The following is a 12,305-nucleotide window of genomic DNA, read 5'->3' as shown; positions in this document are numbered from 1 at the left end:
GTGGCGCCTCGTTGTATTGTTCAACCACCCCACCCATGGGGGGCGCCGCCCCCCGTGTGGACGGCACCACCCCCCCCCCACGCCGCGGGCCCCCCCCCCCCCCCCGGGGGGGGGGCCCCCGCTTCCGTTATGCCCCTAAAGTGAAAATCCACCGGACGGGCCGCCCGCATCCTTAGGTAAGGTAAGAAACGCGTCAGCAACGCGACAAGAAAACCAAGGTGCGCCGGGAAGTCTGGTCGGCATGTGCTCTGTGCTGCCCACCGACCGGAGGTTCCCCATCGTGGCCGCGCCCATCCCCACCCGCCGCAGGATTCTCGGACGGCTCCCGCTGCCCGAGCGACGGTACGTGGCGGACGCCCTGCGCACCGAGACCGTCGGCGGCGTACTCCTGCTCATCGCCACGGTCGTGGCGCTCGTCTGCGCCAACACGCCGCTGCAGGACACCTACGACACGGTCCGGAACTTCCACATAGGCCCGGCCGCCCTCGGCCTCGATCTCTCGATCGAGCACTGGGCCGCGGACGGCCTGCTCGCCATCTTCTTCTTCGTCGCCGGCATCGAGCTCAAGCGCGAACTCGTCGCGGGCGAACTGCGCGACCCCAAGGCCGCCGCCCTGCCCGTCGTCGCCGCCCTGTGCGGCATGGCCGTGCCCGCGGGTGTCTACGCGCTCGTCAACGTCCTCGGCGACGGCTCCCTCACCGGCTGGGCCGTGCCCACCGCCACCGACATCGCCTTCGCGCTCGCCGTTCTCGCCGTCATCGGCACCTCGCTGCCGTCCGCGCTGCGCGCCTTCCTGCTGACCCTCGCCGTCGTCGACGACCTCTTCGCCATCCTGATCATCGCGATCTTCTTCACCAGCGACCTGAACTTCCTCGCCCTCGGCGGCGCCTTCGCCGGTCTGGCCCTCTTCTGGCTGCTGCTGCGCATGAACGTCAAGGGCTGGTACGTGTACGTGCCGCTCGCCCTGGCGATCTGGGCCCTGATGTACAACAGCGGCGTCCACGCCACCATCGCCGGCGTCGCCATGGGCCTGATGCTCCGCTGCACGCGCCACGACGACGAGGAGTACTCCCCCGGCGAGCACATCGAGCACCTGGTCCGGCCGGTGTCCGCCGGACTGGCCGTGCCCCTGTTCGCACTGTTCTCCGCCGGGGTCACGATCACCGGGAAGTCCCTCGGCGACGTGTTCACCGAGCCGGTCACCCTCGGCATCGTCCTCGGCCTGGTCGTCGGCAAGGCCGTAGGCGTCTTCGGCGGCACCTGGCTGACGGCCCGGTTCACCCGTGCGGAGCTGAACGAGGACCTCACCTGGCCGGACGTCCTCGCCGTCTCCTCCCTCGCCGGCATCGGCTTCACGGTCTCGCTGCTCATCGGCGAGCTGGCGTTCGAGGGCGACGCCGCGCTGACCGCGGAGGTCAAGGCCGCGGTGCTCGCCGGCTCCCTGATAGCCGCCCTGCTGGCCACCGTCCTGCTCAAGCTGCGGGTGCGCAAGTACGAGGCGCTGCTCGCCGAGGAGGAGCGCGACGAGGACGGGGACGGCATCCCGGACGTGTACGAGCAGGACGACCCGGAGCACCATCTGCGGATGGCGGCGATCCACGAGGCCAAGGCCGCCGAGTACCGCGCCCGGGCCGAAGAGGCCGTCCGACGACGTTCCGAGGCGGAACTGACGGGTGCATCGCGCGACGACGGCGACAGTCCGGCATGATCTGTGTTCGGACCGTAGAAGAGAAGAGGGAGCAGCGATGAGCGAGCCGTTCGACGGTACCGAGCGCAGCCTCGGTCAGCTGGTCGCCTCGGCGACCGCCGAGATGTCCGCGCTGGTGCACGACGAGATCGCCCTGGCGAAGGCCGAGATCCGCGACGACGTCAAGCGAGGCGTGATGGGCGGTGCGGCCGGAATCGCCGCGCTCACCGTGCTGCTCTTCTCGCTGCCGATGCTGAGCTTCGCGCTGGCGTACGGCATCCAGACCTGGACGGGCGGCCACAACGGCGAGGGCGGCTGGAACCTCGCCTGGTGCTTCCTGTTGTCCTTCGCGGCGAACGTGCTGATCGCGGGGCTGCTCGGGCTCGCGGCGTACGCGAAGTTCCGCAAGATCAAGGCGCCGGAGCAGTCCAAGTCCCTCGCGTCGGCGAAGCAGACCGCGGCCATGCTGCAGAACGTCAAGCCGCATCCGCGGCCCGCCGCCAAGGAGCTGCCGGCCGAGGACAAGGCCGCGGCTGTGGCACGCTCGTCCGCATGACCGTCCCAGAGAGCAGCAACGGCAACGGCGGAGGTCCAGTACGGATCGACGGTCCGTGGACCCACCGCGACGTGGCCGCCAACGGCGCCCGCTTCCACATCGCCGAGATGGGCGACGGGCCGCTGGTCCTGCTGCTGCACGGCTTCCCGCAGTTCTGGTGGACCTGGCGGCACCAGCTGCCGGCGCTCGCCGACGCCGGGTTCCGCGCGGTGGCGATGGACCTGCGCGGGGTCGGCGGCAGCGACCGCACCCCGCGCGGTTACGACCCCGCCAACCTGGCGCTCGACATCACCGGCGTGATCCGCTCGCTCGGCGAGCCGGACGCGGCGCTCGTCGGGCACGACCTCGGCGGCTATCTGGCGTGGACGGCGGCCGTGATGCGGCCCAAGCTGGTGCGCCGGCTCGCGGTCTCCTCGATGCCGCATCCGCGCCGCTGGCGCTCGGCGATGCTCTCCGACTTCGCCCAGTCGCGGGCGGGTTCGCATGTGTGGGGCTTCCAGCGGCCCTGGGTGCCGGAGCGTCAGCTCGTCGCGGACGAGGGCGCGCTGGTGGGCCGGCTGATCCACGAATGGTCCGGGCCGCGGATTCCGGACGAGGACGCGATCGAGGTGTACCGGCGGGCCATGTGCATCCCGTCGACGGCGCACTGCTCGATCGAGCCGTACCGCTGGATGGTGCGGTCGCTGGCCCGCCCGGACGGCATCCAGTTCAACCGGCGCATGAAGCGCCCGGTGCGGGTGCCGACGCTGCATCTGCACGGCTCGCTCGACCCGGTGATGCGCACCCGCAGCGCGGCCGGCTCGGGCCAGTACGTGGAGGCCCCTTACCGCTGGCGCCTGTTCGACGGTCTCGGGCACTTCCCTCATGAGGAGGACCCGGTGGCGTTCACCTCGGAGCTCGTCAACTGGCTGAAGGACCCCGAGCCGGACCGGTAGGAACGCCGTCGGCCCGGCGTTCCGAACTGCCGTTCCAGGAACGGCCATGTGCCCGGCGCATACTCCAATTGGCGGGCCTCCGGGCGGTTACCGACCTTGGGCCCCGGGCAGACGTCGGGGTATGGGCTGGACGCACGACTACGGTGACACAGCACGCAACCGCCGCTCGGCCGGTGGGCCGATCACGCACGACAGAGGCGGTCCGCAGGACGAGGGACAGGCGCATCCCGGGCAGGGCATCGGGATCCCGCGCATCCTCCGCCGCAGGGCCCGTTGGGTCTCGGCGCGGCTGAGGCATACCCGCGGCTGAGGCATATACGCCTCCTCAGGGACGCACGCGGCTCCGAGACGTACGCACGTCCAAGACGTACGCGGCTCCAAGACGTACGCGGCTCCAAGACGTACGCGGCTCCGAGACGTACCTACACGGCCGAGGCGGGCGCGTGGACGGGCCACGCGCCCCCTGGCCGGTCCCTTCGGGCTTACAGGGCGCAGCCCTGGCTGTCGACCTGCTGGGTGGCCGTCGCGCCGCGCAGGATGTCGTCGCGGATCTCGTCCGCCGTCAGGGCGTAGCCGGTGTTCGCGTCGTCGAGGGACCGCGCGAAGATCACGCCGTACACCCTGCCGTCGGTGGTCAGCAGCGGTCCGCCGGAGTTGCCCTGACGGACCGTCGCGTACAGCGAGTACACGTCACGCCGCACCTCGCCCCGGTGGTAGATGTCCGGGCCGTTGGCGTTGATACGGCCGCGCACGCGGGCCGAGCGGACGTCGTACGCGCCGTTCTCGGGGAAGCCCGCGACGATCGCGCTGTCGCCGCTGAGGGCGTCCGTGCCGGTGAACTTGAGCGGCTCGGCCTCGAGGTCCGGCACGTCCAGGACCGCGATGTCGCGCTGCCAGTCGTAGAGCACGACCTTCGCGTCGTAGAGCCGCCCCTCGCCGCCGATCTGGACGGTCGGCTCGTCGACGCCGCCGACGACGTGCGCGTTGGTCATAACGCGGCGGTCGGCGAAGACGAAGCCGGTGCCTTCGAGGACCTTGCCGCAGCTCGGCGCGGTGCCGACGACCTTCACGATGGACCGCTGGGCGCGCGCCGCCACCGGGCTGTTCACCAGGGCCGGGTCGGGCGCCCGGACCTCCTTGATGGGCTCGTTGGCGAACGGGCTGAAGACCTGCGGGAAGCCGCTCTGCGCCAGCACGGAGGAGAAGTCGGTGAACCAGGTGGACGCCTGAGCCGGCATCACCCGGGAGACCCCGAGCAGCACCTTCGACCCGCGAACCTCCTTGCCGAGCGTCGGCAGGGACGTTCCGGCGAGCGCGGAGCCGATCAGCCAGGCCACAAGCAGCATCGCGACGACGTTCACCAGCGCGCCGCCCGTGGCGTCCAGGGCGCGGGCCGGCGACCAGGTGATGTGCCGGCGCAGCCGGTTGCCGAGGTGGGTGGTGAACGCCTGGCCGACGGAGGCGCAGACGATCACGACCACCACGAAGACGATCACCGCGGTCATCGAGGCCTGCGAGCCGTCGGTGAGCAGATCCCACAGCAGCGGCAGCAGGTAGACGGCGACGAGACCGCCGCCGAGGAAACCGATCACCGACAGGATGCCGACGACGAATCCCTGGCGGTAGCCGACGATCGCGAACCACACGGCGGCGAGCAGCAGCAGGATGTCCAGCACGTTCACCGTCAATAGCCTCGCAGATTCGTCTTCGGTCGACCCCGGTCAGGGTGTCATGAGCGCCAGTCGAGCGGGACCTGCTTCGAGCGGTCCCACGGGCGCTCCCAGCCTGCGTAATGCAGGATCCGGTCGATCACTCCGGCGGTGAATCCCCAGACCAGAGCGGAGGCGACCAGGAAGGCGGGGCCCTGGTGACCGCTCGGGTGGACGGACATGGCGCGGTTGGCCGGGTCCGTGAGATCCGCCACGGGGACGGTGAAGACCCGGGCGGTCTCCGCCGGGTCCACCACGCCGACCGGTGACGGGGTCCGCCACCAGCCGAGTACGGGCGTGACGACGAAATGACTCACCGGGATGTAGAGCCGGGGCAGCACACCGAAGAGCTGGACGCCGGAGGGGTCGAGGCCGGTCTCCTCCTGCGCCTCGCGCAGCGCCGCCCGCAGGGGGCCGCCGCGCTCCGGGTCGCCGTCCTCGGGGTCGAGGGCGCCGCCCGGGAAGGACGGCTGGCCGGCGTGCGAGCGGAGGCTGCCGGAGCGCTCCATGAGCAGCAGCTCCGGGCCCTGCTCGCCCTCGCCGAACAGGATCAGCACGGCGGACTGGCGGCCCGAGCCGCCGGCCGGCGGCAGGAAGCGGCTCAGCTGCTCGGGCGCGACGGTGCGCGCGGCTCTGTCGACCGGCGCGAGCCAGTCGGGCAGGCCCTCGCTCGTCACGGCGATCCCGCCGTCGTACGTCTCTGTCTCTCCGGCCCGTGTCATAGGCACCCCCGTCCGTCCTGTGCAACGCCCACGGCGCCCGGGATCGTTCCGGCGCGCCGCGTGTGGCGTGCATCCGCCATTGCGCCGTACGTCATGCGGCGCCCAGCGGCGGCGCGGGCCGGCCCGGGTAGTCCGGCGGCGGGGTCAGCCGCTGGCCGGGGTAGCCGCCCTTCTCGTACTTCAGCAGCTTCTTCGCCTTCTCCGGGTCCGTCTCGCCCTCGCCGTAGGCGGGGCAGAGGTGGGTGATCGGGCAGGCGCCGCAGGCGGGCTTGCGGGCGTGGCAGATGCGGCGGCCGTGGAAGATCACGCGGTGCGAGAGCATCGTCCAGTCGCTCTTGGGGAAGATCGTCGCGACCTCGGCCTCGATCTTCACCGGATCGTCGGACTCGGTCCACTTCCAGCGGCGCGCCAGCCGCATGAAATGCGTGTCGACGGTGATGCCGGGGACGCCGAAGGCGTTGCCGAGGACCACGAAGGCGGTCTTGCGGCCCACGCCCGGGAGTTTCACGAGGTCCTCCAGGCGGCCGGGGACCTCACCGCCGAAGTCGTCCCGCAGGGCCGTCGCGAGCCCCATGATCGACTTGGTCTTGGCCCGGAAGAAGCCGGTCGGCCGGATCAGCTCCTCGACCTCCTCCGGGTTCGCCCCGGCCAGATCCTCGGGCGTCGGGTACTTCGCAAACAGCGCGGGGGTGGTCTGATTGACCCTCAGGTCGGTGGTCTGGGCGGAGAGGACCGTGGCGACGAGCAGCTCGAAGGGATTGCGGAAGTCCAGCTCGGGGTGCGCGTACGGGTAGACCTCGGCGAGCTCCCGGTTGATCCGGCGCGCCCGGCGCACCATCGCGAGCCGCGACTCGGGCTTGGCCGGCTTCACGGTCGCCTTCTTCGGCTTCGCCGTCGTGACGTTGCTCTCTGCCATGCCCTGAAGGCTACGCCGGGACGCGTTCGGAGCAGTTGCGTTCACGCGAGGTGCCCCCGCTGGGCCCCCTCCCGCCTCAGCCGCCCACACCACAGGCAGTCGGGGCCGAGCGGTCCGTTTCATCCCGTTCACCACACTTTCAGCCACTCCGAATGCCCACGTTCGCCTACGGCTGAATTCCGTCGTCCGGAACCGGCGCAACCTGCGTCCCGGCCCCGCAACTGGCCCCTGCCAAGGCCGATCAGCACACGAATCCGGCCCTCGGGCACTGTCCCGGTCGCCGGTACGTCAGACTTGTGGTGGATCCTTGTGATCGATCGCACTGTTTTGCGGTGCGGCATCATGGGGACCACGGTCCCCTGAGCAGGTCGACAAGGAGAGAACTCGTGGACGACGTTCTGCGGCGCGCCCCGCTCTTCGCGGCGCTCGACGACGAGCAGGCTGCGGAGCTGCGCGCCTCGATGAGTGAGGCGACGCTCGCACGCGGCGACGCGCTCTTCCACGAGGGCGACCCCGGCGACCGCCTCTACGTGGTCACCGAGGGCAAGGTGAAGCTCCACCGCACTTCCCCCGACGGCCGCGAGAACATGCTGGCGGTGCTCGGCCCCGGCGAGCTCATCGGCGAGTTGTCCCTCTTCGACCCGGGCCCGCGCACCGCGACCGCGACCGCGCTGACCGAGGTCAAGCTGCTCGGCCTCGGCCACGGTGACCTCCAGCCCTGGCTGAACGTGCGCCCCGAGGTGGCCTCCGCGCTGCTGCGCGCCGTCGCCCGCCGGCTGCGCAAGACCAACGACCAGATGTCCGACCTGGTCTTCTCCGACGTGCCCGGCCGTGTCGCCCGTGCGCTCCTCGACCTGTCGCGCCGCTTCGGCGTGCAGTCGGAGGAGGGCATCCACGTGGTGCACGACCTCACCCAGGAGGAGCTGGCCCAGCTGGTCGGTGCCTCCCGCGAGACGGTCAACAAGGCCCTGGCGGACTTCGCCCAGCGCGGCTGGCTCCGCCTGGAGGCCCGCGCCGTGATCCTGCTGGACGTGGAGCGCCTCGCGAAGCGCTCGCGCTGAGCAGCCCCCTCGTACGTACGCGAAAGGCCGCCCCGGTCGGACCGGGGCGGCCTTTCGCGTACGACGTGCCCGGGGGGCTACTTCTTCGTGTCCACGATCAGCGGGTTGCCGCTGCCGCCACCGCACGGCACCGCGTAGACCGGGTTCTTCGCCGCGGCCTGCTTGTACGCCTCGATGCACTGGTTCATCAGGACCTTGTCCGTCAGCGAGTTGCTGAGGATCTTGTTGGCGCGGGCGATGCCCTCGGCCTCGATCCGGCGGCGGTCGGACTCGGCCTTGGCCGTACGGGCGGCCTCGGTGGCCCGCTCGGTGGCCTGCTGCTGCTGGATCTTGCTGTCGATCTGGTCCTGCAGCTTCTCCGACGGCTTCACGTTGCGCAGGTTGACCGTGGTGACGTCGATGCCGCGGGGCGCCAGGCGCTCCTTGATCAGGCTCGCGATCTCGGCGTTGATCTTCTCGCGGTCGCTCGCGTAGCCCTGCTCGCTCGAGTAGCGGGCGAAGACGTTGCGGACGATCTCACGGCTGTCCGGGTAGACCAGGCGCTGCTGGATGGCCTCCTCGGTGCCGGCGAGCTTGTAGAGCTCGACCGCCTTCGACGGGGTCACCGCCCACTTCACGGTCACCTCCGCGTACATGACGCCGCCCTGCGAGGAGCGGACCTCGATCACGTCCTTGTCGGAGAGATTGAGGTCGACCGGGCGGGTCGAGAAGGTCGTGACGTCCGTGAAGGGCGACTTGACGTGCATGCCCGAGGTCATCGGCGCACCGACCTTGCCGAAGGCGACCGGGACGCCGACCTCGTACGCACTGATGACGTACAGCATGCTGCCGATCAGCGAGAACACGCCGGCCAGCAGGGCGCCGAGCGAGCCGAGCTTCAGGCCGCGGCTGTCGTTTCCGCGACCGACGAAGAACAGCACCACCGCGGCGATGAGCAGCAGGATGGATATGACGAACACCGGGCTTCCCCCCGAGAACTAAGGCCACAAGTAAGCGGAGCGTAAAGCACGGCCGGAAAGATCTACTTCTCGGGGGCCTCGGGGGCGGCGACGGGCCGGTTCAAGGCCCGCGCCGCCTCAGATGAGGCCGTGCTCCTTCAGGTACTCCATTTGCGCCCGCACCGAGAGCTCCGCCGCCGGCCACAGGGACCGGTCCACGTCCGCGTACACGTGCGCCACGACCTCCGCGGCCGTGCTGTGGCCGTTCTCGACCGCCGTCTCCACCTGGGCCAGCCGGCCCGCCCGGTGCGCCAGATAGAACTCCACGGCCCCCTGCGCGTCCTCCAGGACCGGCCCGTGGCCGGGCAGGACCGTGTGCACCCCGTCGTCGACCGTGAGCGAGCGCAGCCGCCGCAGCGAGTCCAGGTAGTCGCCGAGCCGGCCGTCCGGGTGCGCCACGATGGTCGTGCCGCGTCCGAGGATCGTGTCGCCCGTCAGGACCGCACGGTCGGCGGGCAGATGGAAGCTGAGCGAGTCCGAGGTGTGCCCCGGCGTCGGTACGACACGCAGCTCCAAACCTCCGAGCGCGATCACGTCGCCCGCGGCGAGGCCCTCGTCGCCCAGGCGCAGCGCCGGGTCCAGGGCCCGCACCTGAGTCTTCGTGAGCTCGGCGAACCGGCCCGCGCCCTCCGCGTGGTCCGGGTGGCCGTGGGTGAGCAGGGTGAGCGCGACCCGCTTGCCGAGCTCCTCGGCCGTACGGATCACGTTCCGCAGATGGGCGTCGTCCAGCGGCCCCGGGTCGACGACCACCGCAAGGTCGGAGTCCGGCTCGGAGACGATCCAGGTGTTCGTCCCGTCCAGGGTCATCGCGGACGGGTTCGGGGCCAGGACGTTCACCGCGCGGGCGGTCGCGGGCCCGGAGACCACCGCGCCGCGCGGCTGGCCCGGCAGAGAGGCCGCGTCGGTCATGCCGCGCCTCCCGACGGAGCCGTGCCCGTGCCCGTACCGGGCTCGCCCGGTGTGCCCGGCGTGCCCGAGGCGGGGACGTGCTTGGTGAACTCGTCGTGCCCCGGCCAGCTCAGGATCAGCTCGTCGCCCTCCATCCGCGCCTGGGCGAGCACCGGGGTCAGGTCCTGCTCCCCCGCCGCGCCCAGCGCCTGTGCCGCGCTGTCGAAGCGCTCCAGGCCGCGCAGGGTCGAGATGGTCGGCGGCATCATCGTCAGCTCGCCGCGGTCGTAGCCGGCCGCGGCGTCCGCGGGGCGGATCCAGACCGTCCGGTCCGCCTCCGACGAGGTGTCGCGGGTCCGCTGGCCGGCCGGCAGCGCGGCCACGAAGAACCAGGTGTCGTACCGACGGGGCTCGAACTCCGGCGTGATCCAGCGCGCCCACGCCCCCAGCAGGTCCGAACGGAGCACCAGGCCGCGCCGGTCCAGGAACTCGGCGAAGGACAGCTCCCGGGCGATCAGCGCCTCCCTGTCCCGCTCCCAGTCCTCGCCCGTGGTGTCGCCGACGACCGTGTCCGCGGTCTCGCCGGCGAGCAGCACGCCCGCCTCCTCGAACGTCTCGCGCACGGCGGCACAGACGATCGCCTGCGCCTCCGCCTCGTCCGGCACGCCGAGCCGCCCGGCCCACTCCTTCAGGGACGGGCCGGACCAGTGCACCGGCTGCTCGTCGCGCGCGTCGACGCCGCCGCCGGGGTAGGCGTACGCGCCGCCCGCGAAGGCCATGGAGGCACGGCGGCGCAGCATGTGGACGCTGGGCCCGTCGGTCCCGTCCCGCAGCAACAGGACGGTCGCAGCCCGCTTGGGGTCCGCGGCCTCCAGCTCGCCGGCGGCGAGGGCGCGGATGCGGTCGGGCCATTCCGGGGGGTACCACTGACCATTCGCCATGGGCGGATCGTAAGCGCTGGCGGACGTGATGTTCGAGGGTTGATCTCCGGTACGTGGCGACTGCACGGGCTGGCGCAGGGGCGCCTGCGGGCGCGCGCCCGGTACTCGTACGAGCCGGCGCCGGTACGCGTACGGCCCCGGGCGCGAGGTTTGCGCACGGGGCCGCAGCAGAAGGAGCGGGCGTCAGTTCTGCTCGAGCTCCACCTGGATCTCGACCTCGACCGGCGCGTCCAGCGGGAGCACCGCGACGCCGACCGCGCTGCGGGCGTGCACGCCCTTGTCGCCGAGCAGCTCGCCGAGCAGCTCGCTCGCGCCGTTGAGGACGGCGGGCTGGCCGGTGAAGTCGGAGGCCGAGGCGACGAAGCCGACGACCTTCACGACGCGCTTGATCCGGTCCAGGTCGCCCGCGACCGACTTCACCGCGGCCAGCGCGTTCAGCGCGCAGGTCCGGGCCAGGTCCTTGGCCTCCTCGGGAGTGACCTCGGCGCCGACCTTGCCGGTCACCGGCAGCTTGCCGCTCACCATCGGGAGCTGGCCCGCGGTGTACACGTACGGGCCGGACTGCACGGCCGGCTGGTACGCGGCCAGCGGCGGCACGACCTCCGGCAGGGTCAGCCCCAGCTCCGCGAGCTTCGCCTCGACGGCCCCGCTCACGGCTTCGGCCGCTTCAGGTAGGCCACGAGCTGCTCGGGGTTGGGTCCGGGCACGACCTGGACGAGCTCCCAGCCGTCCTCGCCCCAGGTGTCCAGAATCTGCTTGGTCGCGTGCACGAGAAGGGGCACGGTCGCGTATTCCCACTTGGTCATGGAGCCGACTGTAGCCGCTGCCACAGGCAGCCTCCTGCTTGGACGGCCCCGGCAGTGGTTAGGCTCGATGACGTGAGCAGGCTCCAGGTCGTCAGCGGCAAGGGCGGTACCGGTAAGACGACGGTGGCCGCGGCCCTCGCGCTCGCCCTCGCGACCGAGGGCAGGCGGACCCTCCTCGTGGAGGTCGAGGGCAGACAGGGCATCGCGCAGGTCTTCGAGACGGAGGCGCTGCCGTACGAGGAACGCAAGATCGCCGTCGCGCCGGGCGGCGGCGAGGTGTACGCGCTGGCGATCGACGCCGAGCTGGCGCTGCTCGACTACCTCCAGATGTTCTACAAACTGGGCGGCGCGGGGCGGGCGCTGAAGAAGCTGGGCGCGATCGACTTCGCCACGACGATAGCGCCGGGCGTCCGGGACGTGCTGCTGACCGGCAAGGCGTGCGAGGCGGTGCGCCGGCGCGAGAAGCAGGGCGGTTTCACGTACGACTACGTCGTCATGGACGCGCCGCCGACCGGCCGCATCACCCGCTTCCTGAACGTCAACGACGAGGTGGCGGGGCTGGCCAGGATCGGCCCGATACACAACCAGGCGCAGGCGGTGATGCGCTTCCTCAAGTCCCCCGACACGGCGGTGCATCTGGTGACGCTGCTGGAGGAGATGCCGGTCCAGGAGACCGCGGACGGCATCGAGGAGCTGCGCGCGGCCGAACTGCCGGTCGGCAACGTCATCGTGAACATGGTGCGGCCGCACGTCCTGGACGAGGACGCGGTACGGGCCGCCGCCGGCGACCGCCGCGAGGGCATCGCCGCCGCGCTGGCGGCCGCGGGCGTCACCGGCGGCACGACCCTGGTCGAGCCGCTCCTGGAGCAGGCTGCGGAGCACGCCCAGCGGGTCGGCCTGGAGCGCGAACAGCGGGCCGTACTGGGGGGCCTGGACGTGCCGACGCACGAACTGCCCTTCCTCGGGGAGGGCGCGGACATCGCCGGGCTGTACCGGCTGGCCAAGGAACTGCGGAAGCTGGGGGTCGGCGCGTGACCGAGGGGTTTGAGGCGGCGGGGGGCTCAGAAGGACCGGAGACCGGCTCCG

14 protein-coding genes are annotated in these 12,305 nt (G+C 71.5%); 6 read left to right on the top strand and 8 right to left on the bottom strand.

The window, feature by feature from the left end; translation table 11 throughout:
- Positions 1-241: 241 nt before the first annotated feature.
- From nhaA to ACGFMM_RS10980, 4 genes are all read left to right on the top strand, one after another.
- Positions 242-1,708: a Na+/H+ antiporter NhaA gene (nhaA, locus tag ACGFMM_RS10995; protein ID WP_393645273.1), complete on the top strand. Its 1,467-nt coding sequence runs from the start codon at positions 242-244 to the stop codon at positions 1,706-1,708.
- Between the two features lie 37 nt (positions 1,709-1,745).
- A complete protein-coding gene (locus ACGFMM_RS10990; protein ID WP_393645271.1) occupies positions 1,746-2,243 on the top strand; it encodes a phage holin family protein in 498 nt (165 codons plus the stop codon).
- Positions 2,240-3,178: an alpha/beta fold hydrolase gene (locus tag ACGFMM_RS10985; protein WP_393645269.1), complete on the top strand. Its 939-nt coding sequence runs from the start codon at positions 2,240-2,242 to the stop codon at positions 3,176-3,178. Before ACGFMM_RS10990 ends, ACGFMM_RS10985 begins: the two co-directional genes overlap by 4 nt.
- Before the next feature lie 121 nt (positions 3,179-3,299).
- Positions 3,300-3,488: a hypothetical protein gene (locus ACGFMM_RS10980; protein WP_393645267.1), complete on the top strand. Its 189-nt coding sequence runs from the start codon at positions 3,300-3,302 to the stop codon at positions 3,486-3,488.
- A gap of 172 nt (positions 3,489-3,660) precedes the next feature.
- Here ACGFMM_RS10980 and ACGFMM_RS10975 read toward each other — a convergent pair whose 3' ends face one another.
- The 3 genes from ACGFMM_RS10975 to nth form a co-directional block, all read right to left on the bottom strand.
- The gene (locus ACGFMM_RS10975) at positions 3,661-4,860 is read right to left on the bottom strand and encodes a MarP family serine protease (RefSeq protein WP_393645265.1); all 1,200 of its coding nucleotides are present in this window, start codon (positions 4,858-4,860) and stop codon (positions 3,661-3,663) included.
- Between the two features lie 47 nt (positions 4,861-4,907).
- Positions 4,908-5,609, bottom strand: coding sequence for an NUDIX hydrolase (locus ACGFMM_RS10970; protein WP_393645263.1), 702 nt, complete (start codon positions 5,607-5,609; stop codon positions 4,908-4,910).
- A gap of 91 nt (positions 5,610-5,700) precedes the next feature.
- Entirely contained in the window at positions 5,701-6,525 is an 825-nt protein-coding gene (gene nth, locus ACGFMM_RS10965) for an endonuclease III (protein ID WP_393645261.1), read from the bottom strand.
- A gap of 386 nt (positions 6,526-6,911) precedes the next feature.
- Between nth and ACGFMM_RS10960 the strand changes: the two genes are divergently transcribed.
- Positions 6,912-7,586: a Crp/Fnr family transcriptional regulator gene (locus ACGFMM_RS10960; RefSeq protein ID WP_361176834.1), complete on the top strand. Its 675-nt coding sequence runs from the start codon at positions 6,912-6,914 to the stop codon at positions 7,584-7,586.
- 77 nt (positions 7,587-7,663) lie between these two features.
- Here ACGFMM_RS10960 and ACGFMM_RS10955 read toward each other — a convergent pair whose 3' ends face one another.
- The 5 genes from ACGFMM_RS10955 to ACGFMM_RS10935 form a co-directional block, all read right to left on the bottom strand.
- The gene (locus ACGFMM_RS10955; protein WP_393645258.1) at positions 7,664-8,545 is read right to left on the bottom strand and encodes a prohibitin family protein; all 882 of its coding nucleotides are present in this window, start codon (positions 8,543-8,545) and stop codon (positions 7,664-7,666) included.
- A 117-nt stretch (positions 8,546-8,662) separates the two neighbouring features.
- On the bottom strand, positions 8,663-9,493 hold the full coding sequence (locus tag ACGFMM_RS10950; RefSeq protein WP_393645256.1) for an MBL fold metallo-hydrolase: 831 nt from the start codon (positions 9,491-9,493) through the stop codon (positions 8,663-8,665).
- Positions 9,490-10,413, bottom strand: a complete 924-nt coding sequence (locus ACGFMM_RS10945; protein WP_393645254.1) for an NUDIX hydrolase — start codon at positions 10,411-10,413, stop codon at positions 9,490-9,492. The genes ACGFMM_RS10950 and ACGFMM_RS10945 overlap by 4 nt, the downstream gene beginning before the upstream one ends.
- Before the next feature lie 183 nt (positions 10,414-10,596).
- Positions 10,597-11,067, bottom strand: coding sequence for a RidA family protein (locus tag ACGFMM_RS10940; RefSeq protein ID WP_393645252.1), 471 nt, complete (start codon positions 11,065-11,067; stop codon positions 10,597-10,599).
- Complete coding sequence (locus ACGFMM_RS10935; protein WP_393645251.1) at positions 11,064-11,219, bottom strand: hypothetical protein; 156 nt, start codon at positions 11,217-11,219, stop codon at positions 11,064-11,066. The genes ACGFMM_RS10940 and ACGFMM_RS10935 overlap by 4 nt, the downstream gene beginning before the upstream one ends.
- Positions 11,220-11,291: 72 nt before the next feature.
- Between ACGFMM_RS10935 and ACGFMM_RS10930 the strand changes: the two genes are divergently transcribed.
- Positions 11,292-12,254 carry an ArsA family ATPase gene (locus tag ACGFMM_RS10930; protein WP_393645249.1) on the top strand — a complete coding sequence of 321 codons (963 nt, stop codon included), beginning with the start codon at positions 11,292-11,294 and terminating at the stop codon, positions 12,252-12,254.
- Positions 12,255-12,305: the final 51 nt, after the last annotated feature.

This window comes from Streptomyces sp. NPDC048604, from assembly GCF_043199435.1.
GTDB lineage: Bacteria > Actinomycetota > Actinomycetes > Streptomycetales > Streptomycetaceae > Streptomyces.
The sequence above is the reverse complement of the archived record's forward strand: the minus strand, read 5'-3'. Positions and strand labels throughout refer to the sequence as shown.